General features: G+C 63.1%; 16 protein-coding genes. 1 reads left to right on the top strand and 15 read right to left on the bottom strand.

Annotated features, from left to right (window positions below):
* Positions 1-66 precede the first annotated feature (66 nt).
* From H281_RS0104425 to H281_RS0104375, 11 genes are all read right to left on the bottom strand, one after another.
* On the bottom strand, positions 67-1,251 hold the full coding sequence (locus H281_RS0104425) for a cystathionine beta-lyase (protein ID WP_020065871.1): 1,185 nt from the start codon (positions 1,249-1,251) through the stop codon (positions 67-69).
* Between the two features lie 134 nt (positions 1,252-1,385).
* Positions 1,386-2,051: a hypothetical protein gene (locus H281_RS0104420; RefSeq protein ID WP_020065870.1), complete on the bottom strand. Its 666-nt coding sequence runs from the start codon at positions 2,049-2,051 to the stop codon at positions 1,386-1,388.
* Positions 2,052-2,101: 50 nt separating this feature from the next.
* Positions 2,102-3,286, bottom strand: coding sequence for a beta-ketothiolase BktB (gene bktB / locus H281_RS0104415; protein ID WP_020065869.1), 1,185 nt, complete (start codon positions 3,284-3,286; stop codon positions 2,102-2,104).
* Positions 3,287-3,421: 135 nt separating this feature from the next.
* Entirely contained in the window at positions 3,422-4,357 is a 936-nt protein-coding gene (locus tag H281_RS0104410; RefSeq protein WP_020065868.1) for a sugar kinase, read from the bottom strand.
* A 3-nt stretch (positions 4,358-4,360) separates the two neighbouring features.
* Positions 4,361-5,752 (bottom strand): 30S ribosomal protein S12 methylthiotransferase RimO, encoded by a 1,392-nt coding sequence (gene rimO / locus H281_RS0104405; protein ID WP_020065867.1) that lies wholly within the window; start codon positions 5,750-5,752, stop codon positions 4,361-4,363.
* 241 nt (positions 5,753-5,993) lie between these two features.
* On the bottom strand, positions 5,994-6,617 hold the full coding sequence (gene phaR / locus H281_RS0104400; protein ID WP_020065866.1) for a polyhydroxyalkanoate synthesis repressor PhaR: 624 nt from the start codon (positions 6,615-6,617) through the stop codon (positions 5,994-5,996).
* A gap of 129 nt (positions 6,618-6,746) precedes the next feature.
* Entirely contained in the window at positions 6,747-7,487 is a 741-nt protein-coding gene (locus H281_RS0104395) for a 3-ketoacyl-ACP reductase (RefSeq protein WP_020065865.1), read from the bottom strand.
* Positions 7,488-7,688: 201 nt separating this feature from the next.
* Complete coding sequence (locus tag H281_RS0104390; RefSeq protein ID WP_020065864.1) at positions 7,689-8,870, bottom strand: acetyl-CoA C-acetyltransferase; 1,182 nt, start codon at positions 8,868-8,870, stop codon at positions 7,689-7,691.
* Between the two features lie 125 nt (positions 8,871-8,995).
* Positions 8,996-10,888 (bottom strand): class I poly(R)-hydroxyalkanoic acid synthase, encoded by a 1,893-nt coding sequence (gene phaC / locus H281_RS0104385; protein ID WP_020065863.1) that lies wholly within the window; start codon positions 10,886-10,888, stop codon positions 8,996-8,998.
* 603 nt (positions 10,889-11,491) lie between these two features.
* The gene (gene pgeF, locus H281_RS0104380) at positions 11,492-12,352 is read right to left on the bottom strand and encodes a peptidoglycan editing factor PgeF (protein ID WP_020065862.1); all 861 of its coding nucleotides are present in this window, start codon (positions 12,350-12,352) and stop codon (positions 11,492-11,494) included.
* Entirely contained in the window at positions 12,349-13,626 is a 1,278-nt protein-coding gene (locus H281_RS0104375) for an RluA family pseudouridine synthase (protein ID WP_027804282.1), read from the bottom strand. Before H281_RS0104375 ends, pgeF begins: the two co-directional genes overlap by 4 nt.
* A gap of 86 nt (positions 13,627-13,712) precedes the next feature.
* Here H281_RS0104375 and H281_RS0104370 point away from each other — a divergent pair, with 86 nt between their 5' ends.
* Positions 13,713-14,525 carry an outer membrane protein assembly factor BamD gene (locus H281_RS0104370; RefSeq protein ID WP_123282643.1) on the top strand — a complete coding sequence of 271 codons (813 nt, stop codon included), beginning with the start codon at positions 13,713-13,715 and terminating at the stop codon, positions 14,523-14,525.
* A 130-nt stretch (positions 14,526-14,655) separates the two neighbouring features.
* Here H281_RS0104370 and rlmD read toward each other — a convergent pair whose 3' ends face one another.
* From rlmD to H281_RS0104350, 4 genes are all read right to left on the bottom strand, one after another.
* Positions 14,656-16,086, bottom strand: a complete 1,431-nt coding sequence (rlmD, locus tag H281_RS0104365; RefSeq protein ID WP_020065859.1) for a 23S rRNA (uracil(1939)-C(5))-methyltransferase RlmD — start codon at positions 16,084-16,086, stop codon at positions 14,656-14,658.
* 98 nt (positions 16,087-16,184) lie between these two features.
* Positions 16,185-16,961, bottom strand: a complete 777-nt coding sequence (locus H281_RS0104360) for a 3'-5' exonuclease (protein WP_020065858.1) — start codon at positions 16,959-16,961, stop codon at positions 16,185-16,187.
* Between the two features lie 4 nt (positions 16,962-16,965).
* A complete protein-coding gene (rpoS, locus tag H281_RS0104355; RefSeq protein WP_020065857.1) occupies positions 16,966-18,045 on the bottom strand; it encodes an RNA polymerase sigma factor RpoS in 1,080 nt (359 codons plus the stop codon).
* A gap of 11 nt (positions 18,046-18,056) precedes the next feature.
* Positions 18,057-19,004: a peptidoglycan DD-metalloendopeptidase family protein gene (locus H281_RS0104350; RefSeq protein WP_027804280.1), complete on the bottom strand. Its 948-nt coding sequence runs from the start codon at positions 19,002-19,004 to the stop codon at positions 18,057-18,059.
* Positions 19,005-19,006 lie beyond the last annotated feature (2 nt).

The following is a 19,006-nucleotide window of genomic DNA, read 5'->3' as shown; positions in this document are numbered from 1 at the left end:
CAATAAAAAAGCCCACCGCGAACGCGTCACGGTGGGCTTATCTCACTGCGCCGACGCAGCGTCAGTTCACGCGAGTGCTGCGAGACACTGCTCGATATCCGCGCGCAAATCGGCTTCTTCCTCGAGGCCGATGTAGAACCGCACCAAAGTGCCGCGATGCGGCCACTCGCCTTCGGTGCGCATCGACGCAATGTCGTACGGCATCACGAGGCTATGCGCGCCGCCCCAACTCCAGCCGATGGCAAACAGCTCCAGCGACTCGCAGAAAGTGTCGATCTGCGCGGCGCTATACCGCCCGTCGAACACGACGGAAAATAATCCGCCCGCTCCCGTGAAGTCGCGCTTGAAGAACTCGTGCCCCGGACAGTCTTCAATCGCCGGATGCAACACCGCGGCGATCTCCGGCCGCGTCTTCAGCCACTGTGCGAGCGCGAGCGCCGAGCGGTCGTGCTGCTGGAAACGCACTTGCATCGTTGGCAAGCTGCGCAGGATCAACGAGCAGTCATCCGACGACACGCCGATGCCCATGCGCATGCGCGCCGCCTTGAGCTTCAGATGCAGTTCGCGATCGACGGTAATGGTGGCGCCCATCAGCACGTCGCCGCCACCCGACTGATACTTCGTGAGCGCCTGCACCGAGATGTCGACGCCGTGATCGAACGGACGGAAACCGAGCCCGGCGGACCAGGTGTTGTCGATTGCCGTCACCACGTTGCGGGCACGGGCGGCCGCGGTGATAGCTGGCACGTCGGCCACTTCCATCGTCACGGAACCGGGTGCTTCCAGCCAGATGAGCCGCGTGTTCGGCTGGATCAGCTCGGCAATGCCCGCACCGATCATCGGGTCGTAATAACGAACGGTCACGCCGAAGTCGCGTGCGAGCCAGTCGCCGTGATCGCGGTTCGGCGAGTAGACGTTGTCGGGAATCAGCACGTCGTCGCCCGCTTTGACGAGCCCGAAGTACACGTTCGAAATAGACGACAGTCCCGAAGGCTGCAACAGCGCGTGATTGCCGCCCTCGATCGTGGCAAGGCGCTGTGCCAGAGCGAGCGACGTGGGCGTTGCGTGCAGGCCATAGCGCCATTGGGCGTCGTTTTTCCAGTCGAGCGCGCGCATGGTCGCGAGGTCCGGGAAAACGACGGTCGACGCGCGCGTGACCGGCATGGAGAAAGACTCGAAGCCCGGCGTGAGCTTGTCCTCTGCATGCACGATGCGAGTCTGCAAAGACCGTTTGAGTTTGGATTGGGTCATGGTGAATTCAATGAAGGAAGACGATGCGAAAAGCGGCGAACGCCGCGCCGCTCACGCAAGAGTAGACGAGTCGGCGGAATTTCGCCGCGCCGGGTGTAGGTGCCGCGAACCCGCGAAGAGCGCCGGACGCAGAATCACTCGCCGGTTTGCAGGTTGCTGACGCCGCCTACCGGCCGGCCCGCACCCGTTGGCGCTGCCGGCGGAGCCGCGGCTGCGGGCGCCGCCGCATCGGAGCGAGTCGCGGAAGCCGCGCCGCCCGCAGCGGTCTTGCCGTCTTTCGGAGCAGCGGCCGCTGCCGGCACCGCTTGCCCGGCTGCCAGCGGCTTGAGATCAAACGGCTGGGGGTTCGAATCGTCCACGTTCATCCGGTCGCCCGCCACGGAACCGTCCGCCGCGAACTTGCCGACCCAGTTGCCGGTAATGTGCGTGCCGTCGTTCGATTCCTCGACTTCGAGCGTGTCGCCATCGCGGTCGCCGGCGATCAGAATCACTTCACCGGTGTCCGTGAACTGATACTCGCCATGAACGCCGGACGGATCGTCCGTCTTCGGGCCAAGGCGCAGCACGATCTGGCGTGAGCCGAGCATGCCGCTATAGCGCGGAAATCTGGCGAACTCGGGGCTCGGCTTGAGCGGCAACTGGATCGGCGGGGGCGCGGCGAGTTCCTTTACCGCATCGCTTTGCGCTCGCGCCGTTTCCGGCGACAACACCGCCACGCTCACGGACAGCAATGCGGCAACGCTCATAGCGGTCCAGCCGCGCCGACGCATCGCGCCTTTAACCGGTTTCGATTCCTGCATCCGTTCTTTCCTCAATTACCTTGGCTACTGCCTGCTGCGCTTCAGGCGACTCAGATCCGTTCGAAGATCGCGGCGATGCCCTGCCCGCCGCCGATGCACATCGTGACGAGTGCGTAGCGGCCGCCAATGCGTTGCAGTTCGTACAACGCCTTCACGGTGATCAACGCGCCCGTGGCGCCAATCGGATGACCGAGCGAAATACCCGAACCATTCGGGTTGACCTTGGCCGGATCGAAGCCCAGTTCCTTGCTGACCGCGCAGGCTTGCGCGGCGAACGCTTCATTGGCCTCGATCACGTCGAGGTCCGCAACCGTCAGCCCGGCACGCTCGAGCGCCTTGCGGCTCGCGGGCACGGGACCGATGCCCATATAGGCGGGATCGACGCCCGCATGCGCGTACGAAACGAGCCGCGCCAACGGCTTGATGCCGCGCTGCTCGGCAACGCTGCGCTCCATCAGAACGACCGCAGCGGCCGCGTCGTTGATGCCCGAAGCGTTGCCCGCTGTGACCGTGCCGTTTTCTTTCGCAAACACGGGCTTGAGCTTGGAAAAATCTTCCGCCGATGCGTTCATGCGCGCGTGTTCGTCGGTATCGAACACAGTGTCGCCTTTCTTCGACGGAATCGTGATCGGCAGGATCTGTTCCTTGAAGTAACCACTCGTGATCGCGTTGGCTGCGCGGCGATGCGATTCGAGCGCGAGCGCGTCCTGCGCTTCGCGCGAAACGTCGTATTTGCGAGCAACGTTCTCGGCGGTCACGCCCATGTGAATGGACTGGAACGGATCGTTCAGCGCGCCGACCATCATGTCGACAAGGCGGGCGTCACCCATGCGTTGACCGAAGCGCGCAGCGGGCATCGAGTAAGGTGCGCGGCTCATGTTCTCCGCTCCGCCGCCGATCGCGATGTCCGCGTCGCCGAGCAGCACGCTTTGCGCGGCCGACACGATCGCCTGCAAGCCCGAGCCGCACAGACGGTTCACGGTCAGCGCGGGCGTGTGCTGCGCGACGCCGCCGTTGATGGCGGCCACGCGGGCCAGATACATGTCTTTCGGTTCGGTATGCACGACGTTGCCGAACACCACGTGGCCGACTTCGTCGCCGGACACGTTTGCACGCGCGAGGGCTTCGCGCACGACGCGCGCGCCGAGGTCGGTGGGCGGAAAGTCCTTCAGACTGCCGCCGAAACCGCCGATTGCCGTACGCACACCGCTCACCACCACCACGTCCCGTTGCATTGCTCGCTCCTCGTTTAGTCTCTCAAGATGGTTCGCTCTGGCTCGACCCGTATTGCGGCGCATATTGCGACGCTTGATGCGGCTCGTAATGTGACGCGTAGTTTGGCGCGTAATGTGACACGTAACGCGCCACGCTCAGCCCGCGAGAATCCGTTCGACCGCCGCCCGCGAAGGAATCGGCGCGACCGCGCCGTAGCCTTGCGTGGATAGCGCCGCGGCAACGTTCGCATAACGCGCCGCTTCGAAGGGATCGTCGCCTTCGACTAGCCGTGCGATGAACGCGCCGCCGAAGCAGTCGCCCGCGCCGGTTGCATCGACCGCATTGACAACGTGACCAGGCACGACGCGCCGCTCGTCGGGCGTCGCGATGTATGAACCTTCCTTGCCCAGCTTCAGCGCAACCACGCGCGGGCCGTGCGACAGAAGGAAATCGACGATCTCGTCGCGACCGGTCAAACCGGTGAGTTCGGTGACATCGTCCCAGCTTGGCAGGCAGATGTCGGTCTGGCGGATGGCTTCGAGCATCACCGCGCGGGCCCGGTTCAACGGCCACAGCTTCAGGCGCAAATTCGTGTCGAAACTTACCTGCACGCCATTGGCGCGCGCATGCGTAATGGCTTCGAGCGCCGCGTCGCACGCGCTCAGGCTGATCGCGAGACTGATACCCGACAGGTGAATGACTTTGGCAGCGGCGATTGCGTCGAGCGGCAGGTCGCGCGGCGCATAACGGCTCGCCGCGGAACCTGCGCGCAGATAGTCGAACGCGTGACCGTCCGGACCATGCGAGACGAAATAAACGCCAGTGGACGCATGCGGGTCGACGCGTACGAGCGCGGTATCCACTTGCTCGCGCTCCCACAGATCGATCAGCAGGCGTCCGAAATGATCGGCGCCGACCGCGGACACGAAGCCGGTACGCGCACCTTGACGCGCTGCCGCGATGCAGAAGTTCGACGTGTCGCCGCCGAAGCCCTGCAGATAGTTCGGCTCGTCTTTCGCCGACTGGTTGAACTCGATCATCGCCTCGCCGAGCGCGAGGATTTCCGGTTTAGCCGACGTGTTCACCGACATCGTTCAGACCTCGCCCCACAGGTCGTGGCCGTCCGCGCCAGTGATTTTCACCGACACGAAATCGCCGACCTTGTAACGCTTCGACGCCTTCACGGCGGGCGCGATATACACGACGCCGTCGATCTCCGGCGCATCTGCCGCCGTGCGGCCGATACCGCCGTCGGCATTGATCTCGTCGACCAGCACTTTCAGCGTCTTGCCGACCTTCCTGGCGATGCGTTTCGCCGACACCTCTTCGGCCACTTCCATGAAACGCGCACGGCGCTCCTCGCGCACTTCATCGGGCAACGCGCCGTCGAGCTCGTTCGCCGTAGCGCCTTCAACCGGCGAGTAGGCGAAGCAGCCGACACGATCCAGTTCGGCCTCGCGGATGAAGTCGAGCAGCGTCTGAAACTGTTCTTCGGTCTCGCCCGGAAAGCCGGCGATAAACGTGCTGCGGATCGTCAGATCCGGACACATTTCGCGCCACGCCTTCACACGCTCCATCACTTTCTCGGCGTTGGCCGGGCGCTTCATGCGCTTCAACACTTCAGGATGCGCGTGCTGGAACGGCACGTCGAGATACGGCAACACGTGGCCCTTGTACGGCCCTGCCGCCATCATCGGGATGACTTCGTCCACGCTCGGGTACGGATACACGTAGTGCAGGCGCACCCACGCGCCGTATTGGGCGGCCAGTTCGCCGAGCGCGCCGACCAGGTCGGTCATGCGCGTCTTGATCGGCTTGCCGTTCCAGAAGCCCGTGCGATATTTGACGTCGACGCCGTAAGCGCTCGTGTCCTGCGAAATAACGAGCAGTTCCTTCACGCCGGACTTGAACAGATTTTCCGCTTCGAGCATCACGTCCGCGACCGGGCGCGATACGAGATCGCCGCGCATGGAAGGGATGATGCAGAACGTGCAGCGGTGATTGCAGCCTTCGGAAATTTTCAGATACGCGTAGTGACGCGGCGTGAGCTTCACGCCAGCGGCCGGCACGAGATCGACGAACGGATCGTGCGGCTTCGGCAGATGCGTGTGCACATGCTGCATCACTTCGCCCAACGCGTGCGGACCGGTGACGGCCAGCACCTTTGGATGCACTTCTTCGATGAGCCCCGAGCCGCTCGCGCTTTTCTTCGCGCCAAGGCAGCCGGTGACGATCACCTTGCCGTTTTCATTGAGTGCTTCGCCGATCGCGTCGAGGCTTTCCTGCACTGCTTCGTCGATGAAGCCGCAGGTATTGACGACCACGAGGTCCGCACCGTCATACGTGCCCGAAATCTCATAGCCTTCGGCGCGCAGCTGCGTGATGATCTGCTCGGAGTCGACGAGAGCTTTCGGGCAGCCGAGGCTGACGAAGCCGACCTTCGGACTGGAAGGCGTCGGCGAGGTGGAGGAAATGGTCTGCGGCATAGGTGAATCCGGCGTATAGCGGTGACGTGGCGACAATGGGGACGATCGGGACAGCGCGGCGAGGACGGGAGAACGGGTCGTTTACAACGCCCAGATCCTGAGAACGAGCGTCCCGCGCACGCAACCTGCTATTGTACCGCGCTCGCGCCGCTCAGCCTGCCGCGCGCCGCACCAGCCATGCCGCAAGTCCGCGCCGCTATGCGCTGCACGGCTAGACGCCGCGCCTGGCGGGCTCGGACGGCTACTTCTTTTCCGGTTCGGGATTGGCCTGCGGGCTAGCGGGCGCCGCGGTATTGGCGCCGCCCGGCACGTTGACCGCGCCGCCTGGCGTGAACGGGAATGTGGCGAACATGGACTTCGCCTGGTTCTGCATCTGCTCCTGCATCTGCACGAACATGTTCTTCGACTGCTCGATGTAGCTCGTCATCATGCCCTGCATCATCGGCGCCTGCATGTTCATGAACTGCGACCACACCTCGGGGTTCATCGCCTTGCCTTCATACAGGTTCTTCGACTGATCGGCGAGCTTTGCCTGAATGTCGATGAAAGCCTGGATGTTCTTCTCCAGATAGGTGCCCATCATGCCCTGCATCGCGTGGCCGTAGAAACGGATGATCTGCGACAGCATCGACGACGAGAACATCGGCAAGCCGCCGCTCTCCTCCTCGAGGATGATCTGCAGCAGGATCGCACGCGTCAGGTCTTCGTTGCTCTTGGCATCGATGACCTTGAAATCCTCCTGGTCCAGCACGAGTTGCTTGACGTCCGTCAGCGTGATGTACGTGCTTGTCTCGGTATCGTACAGCCGACGATTCGGATATTTCTTGATCAGTCGTTCGGCTGCTTTCTTTGTAGTAGTAGTCATGTAACGCCTTTGAGCGCAAGTAGAGCGCGGACGGCGTGCCGGCTGCGCAATCGGGCATTTGCGCAACCGGGACGCCGCCGGAACCATCCGAGCCAGACCGCGCTGCCTTGTGAGCGGCGCGCCTGTAACTCAGCCCATATGCAAACCGCCGTTCAGCGAAAAATCTGCGCCCGTCGAAAAACCCGATTCTTCCGACGCGAGCCACGCCACGATCGAGCCGATTTCGTCCGGCTGTCCGAGGCGGCGCACCGGAATCGTCGCAACGATCTTTTCCAGCACGTCCGGGCGGATCGACTTGACCATGTCCGTGCCGATGTAGCCCGGCGACACGGTGTTGACCGTCACGCCCTTGGTGGCCACTTCCTGCGCGAGCGACATCGTGAAGCCGTGAATGCCGGCCTTCGCGGTCGAGTAGTTGGTCTGGCCGAACTGCCCCTTCTGCCCATTCACCGACGAAATGTTGATGATGCGGCCCCAGCCGCGCTCGACCATACCGTCGATCACCTGCTTGGTGACATTGAAGAGACTCGTCAGGTTGGTATCGATCACCGCGGTCCAGTCTTCGTGGGTCATCTTGCGAAACACCACGTCGCGGGTGATGCCCGCATTGTTCACCAGCACGTCGATCTCGCCGACTTCGGCCTTGACCTTGTCGAACGCGGCTTTGGTCGACTCCCAATCGCCGACGTTCCCTTCGGACGCGACGAAATCGAAGCCCAGCGCCTTCTGCTCTTCGAGCCACTTCACGCGGCGCGGCGAATTCGGACCGCAGCCCGCGATGACCTTGTAGCCTTCCTTGTGCAGCCGCTGGCAGATGCTCGTGCCGATGCCGCCCATGCCGCCCGTTACATACGCAATTCGCTGTGTCATGACCTTGACTCCATTATCGTTTTCGAGGCGCCGACCGGCTGTTCCGACCGGCTACCTCTGCCCTCGCCTGATGCTTGATCGCGCCGCCCTCTCGCGAACGGCTGTGAGGCAGCTACTGCGCTCGCGCGCCGCGTGCGGCGCGCCTGAACACCTGGTCCGGCACCTCCTGGCGCCTCGCGCGCAGGCGGGGCGCGCGCTCGTTCAAACCCGCTCGAGCGCCAGTGCGACGCCCATGCCGCCGCCGATACACAGCGAAGCGAGACCCTTCTTCGCATCGCGCTTCTGCATTTCATACAGCAGCGTGACGAGAATCCGGCAGCCGGACGCACCGATCGGGTGGCCGATCGCAATCGCCCCGCCGTTCACGTTGATCTTCGACGTGTCCCAGCCCATCTGTTTATGTACCGCGAGCGCCTGAGCGGCGAACGCTTCGTTGATTTCCATCAGGTCGAGATCGTTCACGCTCCAGCCTGCCCGCTCGAGACAGCGGCGCGAAGCCGGTACCGGGCCCATGCCCATGACCTTCGGATCGACACCCGCGTTCGCGTACGCCTTGATGCGCGCAAGCGGCGTGAGGCCGAGCGCTTCCGCTTTCTTCGCGGACATCACGAGCACCGCCGCCGCGCCGTCGTTCAGACCTGACGCGTTGGCCGCCGTGACCGTGCCTTCTTTCGAGAAAGCCGGCTTGAGCCCTGCAAGCGATTCAGCCGTCACACCGTGACGCACGAACTCGTCGGTGGCGAAACGCACCGGGTCGCCCTTGCGTTGCGGGATTTCGACCGGCACGATTTCGTCGTCGAAACGGCCCGACTTCTGTGCGGCTTCGGCCTTGTTCTGCGACAACGCCGCAAACGCGTCCTGCTGTTCGCGCGTGATGTCGAATTCCTTCGCGACGTTTTCAGCCGTTACGCCCATGTGGTACTGGTTGTACACGTCCCACAGGCCGTCGACGATCATCGAGTCGATCAGCTTTGCGTCGCCCATACGGAAACCGTCGCGCGAGCCAGGCAGCACGTGCGGTGCGGCGCTCATGTTTTCCTGACCGCCGGCGATCACGATGTCCGCGTCGCCCGCAATGATCGCGTTGGCGGCCAGCATGACCGCTTTCAGGCCCGAACCGCAGACCTTGTTGATCGTCATGCCCGGCACTGCCGCAGGCAGACCGGCCTTGATCAGCGACTGGCGCGCCGGATTCTGCCCCGAGCCCGCCGTCAGCACCTGACCCAGGATCACTTCACTCACCTGCTCGGGCTTCATGCCCGCGCGTTCCAGCACCGCGCGGATCACCGTCGCGCCGAGTTCGGGCGCCGCGATCTTCGCCAGCGACCCACCGAATTTGCCTACTGCCGTACGGGCGGCCGATACGATCACAACATCAGTCATTTCGATATCCTCCGGGCACATCGGCTGACTACGCCGCAGCCCGTCACGTTAAAAATCTTGTTGCTCGTCAAAAACGCTCACTCGTCCCGTTGCCTGCGTCCGGTTGAACCGCACGCCACAGCACCTCACTCGCGCTGCCGCACGTACCGCCCCGGTGCCGGCTCGATTACCGGGAACTCCTGGGAGCCCGCCGCCGCACGCGGCTTCACCTTCTTGCCGCCGTACTGATCGAGCCATGTGGTCCACTCGGGCCACCAGCTGCCGGGCACTTCTTTCGCCGCGCCGAGCCATTCGTCGGGCGTTTCCGGCAATTCCGCGGTTTCACCGTCGAGCGTCCAGTAACTGCGTTTCTTTTTCGCGGGCGGATTGATCACGCCGGCGATATGACCCGACGCGCCGAGTACGAACTTCAACGGACCGGTGAGGAGCGGCACCGACGCATAAGCCGTTTGCCACGGCACGATATGGTCTTCGCGCGAACCGTAGATGAAGGTGGGCACGTCGACCTTCGACAGGTCCACCGGCTCGCCGCAAGTAGTCAGCGCGCCTGGCTCGCGCAGACGGTTTTCGAGGTACGTATTGCGCAGATACCAGACATACATGGGGCCCGGCAGGCTTGTCGAGTCGCTGTTCCAGTACAGCAGGTCGAACGGCACCGGCGTGCGTCCCTTCAGATAATTGTCGACCACGTAGTTCCACACGAGGTCGTTCGGCCGCAGGAACGAAAACGCGTTGGCGAATTCGACCCCGCGCATCAGTCCCGGCGGCGTACCGTTCTTGCCGCCGATGGTCTGCTCGCGCATCTGCACATGCGCTTCGTCGACGAAGATATCGAGTACGCCCGTATCGGAGAAGTCGAGCATCGCGGTGAGCAGCGTCATGGACGCAGCCGGATGTTCGCCGCGCGCCGCGGCCACCGCGAGCGCCGTGGCGAGCAGCGTGCCGCCTACGCAGAAGCCGAGCGTGTTGATCTGCTCGCGCCCGCTGATCCGGCTCACCGTTTCCAATGCCGTGAGAACGCCTTCACCGACGTAGTCGTCCCACGTTTTATGGGCGATCGACGCATCCGCGTTACGCCAGGAAATCAGAAACACCTGATGTCCCGAATCGAGCACATGTGCGACCAGCGAGTTCTCCGGCTGCAGGTCGAGAATGTAGTACTTGTTGATGCAAGGCGGCACGATCAGCAACGGACGCTCGCGTACGGTCGCCGTGCGCGGCTTGTACTGAATCAGCTGCATCAGCTCGTTTTCGAAAACGACCGAGCCTTCGGTGGTCGCGAGATTTTCGCCGACCACGAAGCGCGATTCGTCTGTTTGCGAAATCTTGCCGCGCTGCATGTCCGTAAGCAGATTCATCACGCCTTGACGCAAGCTCTCGCCATGGCTTTCCAGCAAGGTTTTTTGCGCCTCGGGATTCAACGCGAGGAAGTTGCTCGGCGATGCGGCGGCCGTCCATTGCTGAACTGCGAAACGGATGCGCTCGCGTACTTTCGGTTCGGCTTCCAGCGCGTCGACCATTTCCTGCAGATAGCGCGCGTTCAGCAGATACCAGGCGGCGGTGAATGCGAAGGCCGGCGTGGAACTCCATGCGTCCGAACTGAAGCGGCGGTCCTTGAGTTCGGGCGCCTTCGGTGCCGCGCCGTTGCCGCTCGCCTGCTGAAGCAGGACCATTGCTTCGCGCGTGTAGTCGGCTTGCAGTTTCTGCAGACGCTCGGGGGGAATCGCCGCGGCTGGCATATTCAAGCCTGCCAACGACGGCATGGCTGGCATCGCACCCGCTGCCAGCTTGCTGAAGTCAGGCATGCCTGGGAAGCCGGGGAAAGACCCGAGTCCAGGAAACGACGCTGGGAATGTTCCAGGAAATGCTCCTGAAAACGACGGCATTTGCGGCAAGCTCCAGGGTGCCGCGCCTTGCGCTGGAGGAACCTGCGGCATGGCGAACGGCGTGCCGTTGCCACCGGGCGCCGCGCCGAGCGCGCGCCACGCATTTAACCAGGCGTCAAAAAATTGCTGCATGCCCGCGGCCGGTGTAGCTCCGCTCGTTTCGGCCTGCTGCGTTTGCTCCTTCGAGGAGTCGGTGCTGGGGGAAGCTGAGGAATGAGAAGCTGCCATACCTGCTTTTGACCGGTAAGTCCTTGCGGACGGTTGAGAGGCAGGTTCATGCGCACGTGGGCGATCGCTCGCGCCCTCGTCACGCCCTGTCCCATGTACGAGGAGCTGTGAGAAACATTCTTGCTCCCCATCGCAAGGCATGTCAATGCTTGTTCCCGATTTTGCCGCAGTGCGATAGTTTTTTAATTATCGTTTTCCCTGTATCGCCTGACGTGATTTTCGGCCATATGTCAAACGCATGGCGGATCTGCAAAAAAGCTCGCGTTCTACGGCGCTTTAATCACATTTATTAAGCGCAGCACAGCGCTGAATCGCAGCTGGTTTATCGACTCGATCAGGTTCCGGCAGCGCAGCAAAAAGCGTAGTTCCCGCTATGGGAAACGGGCAGACGTATGCTCATAAATAGCGCGACGTGCGACCCGTGCGAACGATCGCCGTGTGCCGAGGCCGCACGTTAGTCGTCATATCGTTAGGCCTCGGATCACACAGCGGGTCAGTCGCTGAACGTCAGTCACCGAGTGTTTGTGCCTGATCGTCGAGCCAGATCAAGGCGGCCATCCGGCCGGTCTCCCGATCGCGACGATACGAATAGAACCGCTCACGTTGCGTGACCGTGCACAGATCGCCGACGGCAATGCGCGTCACGCCGAGCCGCTGCAAACGCAAGCGCGCCAGCGCAGGAAGGTCCGCAAGATATTTGCCGGCGTTTCGAGGATGTTCGACGAAAGCACTCGACGTGGCCTCGCGCCCGCTTTCGTCCGTGCCGTTCATGAAGGCGTCACGCACGTCCGCACCTACTTCGAACGACTCCGGTCCAATGCACGGTCCGAGGTACGCGTGCAACTCGCCCGCTTGCACGCCGGCGAGGTCCGCGACGCGCTGCGCCGTTTGCTCCACGATGCCTGCCGCGAGTCCGCGCCATCCCGCATGCGCTGCGCCGACTGCGCGCCCCGCTTCGTCGCACAACAGCACCGGCATGCAGTCGGCGATCATCACGACGCACGCGACGCCCGCGCGATCGGCGACGCTCGCGTCAGCCTGCGCCGGCGCACCGCTCGCGCGCGTTTCACGAAGCGCGTCTTCTGCACGCACGATGCGCGCTCCGTGAACCTGATCGAGCCACGCTGCCTCAGTCAAGCCAGCTAGTTCCAGGAGCCGCGCGCGATTGGCGGCGACGGCCGCCGGATCGTCACCGGATTTCATCCCGAGATTCAGGCCGCCGGGCTGGTCCGCGCCGTCGCGCCAACGTCCGAACGGCGGCTCGCTCACGCCGCCGTCGCGCGTGGTGACGAGCGCACGGACACGCGGCGCCACGTTCCAGGCGGGTTGCACGACATCGGCAAAGCTCAGTTGCGGCAGGCTCGTCATGCGCGATCGTCCTCGTCTTGCTCTGAATGGTCCGCGGCTGCGTCGTCTTCATCGTGCTCATCGAGGTCGTCCATCTCCTCGCCAAGCGACGCTTCGTAGCCGTCTTCTTCATAGTACGTCTCGTCGAACTCGCCCGCATCGTCGCGGCCGAGACCGAGCGCCGCCGACAGCGCCGCGATGTCCTCGGGCACGTCGGCGCGCCATTGCATCGTGCGGCCGGTTTTCGGGTGAATCAGACCGAGGCGCCATGCATGCAGCGCCTGACGCGCGAACTCGCCCGGCAGCGGCGTAACAGAACGCTTGCCGCGGGCGCGGCCATAGACAGGATCGCCGAGCAGCGGGTGGCCGATGTGCGCGCAGTGCACGCGGATCTGATGCGTACGGCCGGTTTCCAGATCGCAGTGGATCGCGGTAACCGGCTGACGCTGCCAGATCGCCGTATCGACGCGCCGGAAATGGGTGCGCGCCGGTTTGCCCGATGCGCCGGTGACCACTGCCATGCGGGTACGCTCGCGCGGATCGCGGCCGATCGGCGCGTCGATCGTGCCTTCTTCGGGCATGTTGCCCCACACGAGCGCGAGATAGCGGCGCTTCACCGTGCGCGCCTGCAACTGGCGCACGAGGTCGGTCTGCGCTTCGAGCGTGCGCGCAACCACCATCAGCCCTGACGTTTCCTTGTCCAGCCGATGCACGATGCCCGCGCGCGGCAAGCCCGCCGCCGCGTCGCCGTAACGGTACAGCAGACCGTTCAGCATCGTGCCGCTCCAGTTGCCGGCCGCGGGATGCACGACCATGCCGGCCGGCTTGTTGATGACCACGAGCGTGTCGTCTTCGTAGACGATTTCCAGCGGCACCGGTTCAGGCGTGAACGCGAGCTGTTCGGGCAGCAGATCCGGCACGAGTTCGATCGTCGCGCCGAGCGGAACCGGCTGGCGGATTTTCGCGGGCTTGCCGTCGATGCGCACGCGCTCCGCCTCGATCCAGCTTTGAAGCCGGTTACGCGAAAACTCGGGGAACACGCGCGCGAGCACCTTGTCGAGGCGCTCGCCCGCCAGTTCGTCGGGCACCACGACATGGCGCGGGGTTTCGTCGGCGACACGGTTCGCCACGGTGGGTATCGTGCTCGCCGCGCGGGCCTCGCCGAGCGCGTCGACGCCGAGATCGTCGTCGAGCGAATCGGCGCCCAACGCGTCGGAGGGGTCGGCGCTTACGTTATAATCTTCGTTGCTATTCCCGGCACCGGTTGCAGCGCCTGGAGTATTTGAGCGGGTCATTGAGTCTGGGTCACCTGGACGTAAAGCTAGACTGGAAAATGCGAGCCTTGAACACCATCACTAAAGCGGCGATCAATTTGAAGGCCATGAAGAACGCGGCCCGGAAAGTGGCCGGATACATTGCGTGTGCCGCAGCCGTCGCGGTTGTTGCGGCTTGCCACGGCCTGCCGGAGAAGACCGACGAAACGGCAACGTGGAACAACAACAAATTATATACGGAGGCGAACGACGCCTTGAGCGGCGGCGATTTCGGCAAGTGCGCGAAATACTTCGAAATGCTCGAAGGCCGTGACCCGTTCGGCCACTTCGCGCAGCAGGCGCAGATCAACGTTGCGTATTGCAACTGGAAAGACAATGAAGCCGCGGCCGCCGACCAGGCTATCGACCGCTTCATCCAGCTGCACCCGGATCACCCGGACATCGCGTATGCGTACTACCTGAAGGGCATGATCCACTTCAACGACGACCTAGGTCTCTTCGGCCGCTTCTCCGGTCAGGACATGAGCGAGCGCGATCCGAAGTCGCTGCGTGAGTCGTACGACGCGTTCAAGGTCGTCGTCGACCGTTACCCGAACAGCAAATACGCGCCCGACGCCGCACAGCGCATGCGCTACATCGTGAACGCGCTCGCGTCTCACGAAGTCCACGCGGCAGACTACTACTACCGCCGCGGCGCCTATGTGGCTGCGATCAACCGCGCGCAACTCGCGTTGAAGGAATACAAGAACGCACCCGCTATCGAAGACGCACTGCACATCATGATGCTGTCGTACGAGAAGCTGAACCAGCCGCAACTGGCCGACGACACGAAGCGCGTCCTGGCCGGCACCTTCCCCGACAGCCCGTACATCACGGGTCATGCAAGGCCGGGTAAGGAAAAGTCGTGGTGGCAGTTCTAAGCCGCGCGGCACGCTGAAACATCGGCTGCAAGTGAAAAACGCCACGACGTAAGTCGTGGCGTTTTGCTTTGCGCGGTGGATCCAAGCGTCGGTCTATGCGTTCGCTGATGCGTTCTGCGTTCGCGCTTCGTCAATCGCGCTCGAACAACGCAATCGACTCCACATGCGACGTGTGCGGGAACATGTTGACGACACCCGCACCCACTAGCCGATAGCCCGCCTCATGCACGAGCAGACCGGAGTCGCGCGCAAGCGTCGACGGGTTGCAGGACACGTAGACAATACGCTGCGGCAGCGGCCCGTCGCCGCTCTGAGCAATCTCCGCCAAAGCTTTCGCGACCGCGAGCGCACCTTCGCGCGGCGGGTCGATCAGGAACTTGTCGAAGTGGCCGAGCGCGCGAATGTCGTCGGCGGTAACTTCGAAAAGATTGCGGCACGCGAACGACGTGTGCGCCGCCACGCCATTCAGCTCCGCGTTGGCGAGCGCGCGCGAGGTCAGCACTTCGCTGCCTTCGATACCCACTACTTCCTTCGCGACACGCGCGAGCGGCAGCGTGAAGTTGCCGATGCCGCAGAACAGGTCGAGCACGCGGTCGCTGCGCGCCGGCGCCAGCAGGCGTAGCGCGCGGCTCACGAGCACGCGGTTGATCGCGTGATTCACCTGCGTGAAGTCAGTCGGCTTGAACGGCATCCGGATGTCGTATTCCGGCAGCGTGTAGTCGAGCTGCACATCGAGTGGATAGAGAGGCGTGACGGTTTCGGGTCCGCCCGGCTGAATCCAGAACTGGACCTTGTGCTCGTCGGCGAATTCGCGCAGCACCTGCTCGTCAGCAGGAGTCAACGGCTCCAGGTTGCGCACGACGAGCGCCGTCACCGACGACCCGACCGCCAGTTCCAGTTGCGGCATGCGATCGTAAATGGACAGCTTGCGCACCATGAAGCGCAGCGGCATCAGCATGGCTGACACATGCGCCGGCAGCACTTCGCAGGTTTTCATATCCGCGATGTAGCTGCTTTTCTTCTCGTGAAAGCCGATGCGCATGCCGCCTTTTTCCGGCAGAAAACGCACCGCGAGACGCGCGCGGTAGCGATAGCCCCAAGCCGGCCCGTGAATCGGCCTGAACACCGTTTCGGGGCGCAGCTTCGCCAGATGCTGAAGGTTGTCCTCGAGCACGCGCTGCTTGACCGCGACTTGCGCGCGAATATCCAGATGCTGCATCGAACAGCCGCCGCAAATGTCGAAGTACACACACTTCGGCTTGGTCCGCATCACGCTTTCGCGGAATACCTGGACGACTTCGGCCTGCTCGAATTTAGGCTTGCTGCGATGTGTCGAGTAGCTCACGCGCTCACCGGGCAGCGCGCCTTCGACGAAGACCACCTTGCCGGGCGTGCCGTCCTCGCTCTCCATGCGGCCGACGCCGCGGGCTTCCATATCGAGCGAAACGATTTCAATGACCGGTTCATTGCCGGTAATGACGAGCGCTGGCGCCGGAGCGGGCGTCTTATGATATTTCGACGGGCGCTTCGGCGAGCGACGGTGGGGGGCAGTTCGGGACACCTGCTACTTCCTGGCAAACTTTGGGGAAAGGCGAGATTGTAGACGAAGCGCCGGGCGACGCCCTCACCCCACGCGCATCGCCAGCACCGCCTGCAGCGCTACTGTTCGAACGCTGCAAGATACTCCGCCCATTGTGGCGCCGTTTCGAGCGCCAGTGCGTTCTTGACTAGATTGATCTCGTCGGCGTATTCCGCGGCGGAAAATGCGCCGCGAATGAGCTGAAAGCGGCAATAGAGCAGATACGTATTGACGACGTCGGTCTCGCAGTAATTGCGGATTTCCTCAATCCGCCCTTCCTGATACGCATGCCACACCTGGCTGCCGTCCATGCCCATCTTGCCGGGAAAGCCGCACATCTTCGCCAGCGCGTCGAGCGGCGCGTTGGCGCGCGCCTGGTACATCGCGAGCACGTCCATCAGATCGGTGTGGCGCGCATGATAGCGGCTGATGTAGTTGTTCCACTTGAACTCGCGGTCGTCCTCGCCGAGATCCCAGAACCGGTAGGCGGGTATCCCGTTGACGAGCGCGCGATAGTTCAGCACCGGCAAGTCGAAGCCCCCGCCGTTCCACGACACGAGCTGCGGCGTGTACTTCTCGATCACGCGATAAAACGACTGCACGAGCGCCGCTTCGCCGTCTTCCAGCGTGCCGAGCGAGCGCACGCGAAAACCGTTGTTGTCGCGGAACACACAGGAAATTGCGGCGATCCGTTGCAGATGATGCGGTAGAAAATCGCTGCCCGTCTTGTCGCGGCGGGCAGCGAACGCATGCTCGGCGACTTCGGCGTCGCTCATTGTGGCGGGCAAATCTTCGAGGCGGCGGATGCCGGCGACATCGGGAATCGTCTCGATGTCGAAAACAAGAATCGGTGTCATCTGGTTAGAGAACGGCGTCTTTCCGAACGCCGTTAGAGGCGAAAAAGCGCTTCAAGCGCACGAGCGCTTCTTGTTGGATCTGGCGCACACGCTCGCGCGTGAGGCCCATTTCATCGGCGAGTTCTTCGAGCGTGGCGGGCTCGATGTGGTTCAGGCCGAACCGGCGTTCGATCACATGACGGTGCTTGTCCGACAAGCGTGCAAGCCACGCGCGCGTGAGCGTTTCCAGTTCCCGATGCTGGACCTCCGCGTCCGGCGACTGGCTCTGGTCATCGGACAACAGATCGAGCAGGCTGCTGGCGGGATCGAGATCGAGCGGTGCGTCGAGCGACGCCGTGTGCTCGTTCAGCGCGAGAATGTCAGTGACTTCGTCAGTGGTCTTACCAGTCAGATACGCAATGTCGTCGATGCTGGCGTCGCGGCGCTCGGCTGCTTCGCCCGAATTCATCGAATTTTTTTCCAGATGGCGCTTTGCACGCAGCACCTGATTGAGCTCGCGAATCACGTGCACCGGCAAGCGCACGGTGCGCGCCTGGTTCATGATCGCGCGCTCGATGCTCTGTCGGATCCACCACGTCGCGTAAGTGGAAAACCGGAAGCCGCGCGTGGGATCGAATTTTTCGATGGCATGCATCAGGCCGAGGTTGCCCTCTTCGATCAGATCGAGCAGCGGCACGCCGCGGTTCAGATAACCCTTAGCGATGCTGACGACAAGCCGCAGATTGCGCTCGATCATTACCTGCCGTGCTTCGAACTCGCCCGCCTTCGCAAGACGGGAGTACTTCTGCTCCTCTTCGACGGTGAGGAGCGGCTTTACGCTGATGCGGTTCAGATAATGCTGGATCGTGTCGGCCGTCAGCTCGGCCTGCAGCAGCGCGCGGAAGTCGTCGGCGTCGGGCACGACCTCAGCCGCGCCTTCGCGCGCGTCGCCGCCTTCTTCCGCGCTTTGACGCTCGTCGAGTTCGCGTTCTTCAACAGTCTCTTCTTCCGCTTCGGAAGCGCCGCTTTCGTCCACCGAAGCGGACGTGGCATCGCTGATCGTTTCAGATTCGGCTTGCGGCAGGCGGCGCTTCGATTTCGGCATGGTCGTATCGCTTATTGCGGCGGCAAATACTTCAGTGGGTCGACAGGTTTACCCTGTCGGCGAACTTCGAAATGCAACATGACGCGGTCTGAATCGCTGTTACCCATCTCGGCGATTTTCTGCCCTTTCGTTACCGCGTCCCCCTCTTTTACCATCAAAGAGCGGTTGTGTGCATATGCGGTGAGATAAGTTGCATCATGCTTGATGATAATGAGATTGCCGTAACCACGCAGCCCATTTCCGGCATAAACCACGCGGCCGTCGGCGGAGGCCTTCACTGCATCGCCCGCCGCGCCGCCAATGTTGACACCTTTGTTTGTCGAATCGTTAAATGTACCGAGCAACGGACCACGAACCGGCCACGCGAAGTTCACGTTGCCGGATGCGCCGGCGCTCGAATCGCTCGCCGCACCTGCCGCACCTGTACTGGACGGCGGCGTGAGCGCAGCGTTGTTCGCAGTCGTACCGTAGATCGGCGGCGCGGCGACGCCGGCCGCACCACCTGCGGACGGCGACGTGCCGTTCAGCGGCGCGCCCTGCACTGCGCCGGTGCTGCCGATGGGCGCGGTCGTCACGCCCGGCGTCAACGCGGCGGTATTCGCGCCCGGCGGTACGACGCGCAGCAGTTGATCCACCTCGATCTGATTCGGGTTCGTGAGATTGTTCCACGCGGAAATGTCACGGTAGTTCTGGCCGTTCTCGAGTGCGATCCGATACAGCGTGTCACCGGGCTTCACGCGGTAGTAGCCCGGCGGCGGCGGCCCGAGCGGCACCGGCGACTGCTGCGCAGCTTGCGTGCTGAGCACATTGCCGCCGGAGCGGTCGACGACCGGCGCCTGATCGAGCCGGGATGCACAAGCTGTCATCAACAGGGACAAGGCGAGCACGCACACGCTGCGCTGGGTTACGGACATAGGGATATTCAGACTGGTTCTTTGCATCGCGCGCAACATACTCATCG

Origin of the sequence: Paraburkholderia caledonica, from assembly GCF_000383275.1 — a bacterium.
In the GTDB taxonomy this organism is placed as follows: Bacteria; Pseudomonadota; Gammaproteobacteria; order Burkholderiales; family Burkholderiaceae; genus Paraburkholderia; species Paraburkholderia caledonica.
This window is presented reverse-complemented; position numbering and strand designations above follow the sequence as displayed.

Bases quoted from the DNA above. Each gene is read 5' to 3' on its own strand.
- H281_RS0104425 (WP_020065871.1), bottom strand. From the start codon at position 1,251: ATGACCCAATCCAAACTCAAACGGTCTTTGCAGACTCGCATCGTGCAT.
- H281_RS0104420 (WP_020065870.1), bottom strand. From the start codon at position 2,051: ATGCAGGAATCGAAACCGGTTAAAGGCGCGATGCGTCGGCGCGGCTGG.
- bktB (WP_020065869.1), bottom strand. From the start codon at position 3,286: ATGCAACGGGACGTGGTGGTGGTGAGCGGTGTGCGTACGGCAATCGGC.
- H281_RS0104410 (WP_020065868.1), bottom strand. From the start codon at position 4,357: ATGTCGGTGAACACGTCGGCTAAACCGGAAATCCTCGCGCTCGGCGAG.
- rimO (WP_020065867.1), bottom strand. From the start codon at position 5,752: ATGCCGCAGACCATTTCCTCCACCTCGCCGACGCCTTCCAGTCCGAAG.
- phaR (WP_020065866.1), bottom strand. From the start codon at position 6,617: ATGACTACTACTACAAAGAAAGCAGCCGAACGACTGATCAAGAAATAT.
- H281_RS0104395 (WP_020065865.1), bottom strand. From the start codon at position 7,487: ATGACACAGCGAATTGCGTATGTAACGGGCGGCATGGGCGGCATCGGC.
- H281_RS0104390 (WP_020065864.1), bottom strand. From the start codon at position 8,870: ATGACTGATGTTGTGATCGTATCGGCCGCCCGTACGGCAGTAGGCAAA.
- phaC (WP_020065863.1), bottom strand. From the start codon at position 10,888: ATGCAGCAATTTTTTGACGCCTGGTTAAATGCGTGGCGCGCGCTCGGC.
- pgeF (WP_020065862.1), bottom strand. From the start codon at position 12,352: ATGACGAGCCTGCCGCAACTGAGCTTTGCCGATGTCGTGCAACCCGCC.
- H281_RS0104375 (WP_027804282.1), bottom strand. From the start codon at position 13,626: ATGACCCGCTCAAATACTCCAGGCGCTGCAACCGGTGCCGGGAATAGC.
- H281_RS0104370 (WP_123282643.1), top strand. From the start codon at position 13,713: ATGAAGAACGCGGCCCGGAAAGTGGCCGGATACATTGCGTGTGCCGCA.
- H281_RS0104360 (WP_020065858.1), bottom strand. From the start codon at position 16,961: ATGACACCGATTCTTGTTTTCGACATCGAGACGATTCCCGATGTCGCC.
- rpoS (WP_020065857.1), bottom strand. From the start codon at position 18,045: ATGCCGAAATCGAAGCGCCGCCTGCCGCAAGCCGAATCTGAAACGATC.
- H281_RS0104350 (WP_027804280.1), bottom strand. From the start codon at position 19,004: ATGAGTATGTTGCGCGCGATGCAAAGAACCAGTCTGAATATCCCTATG.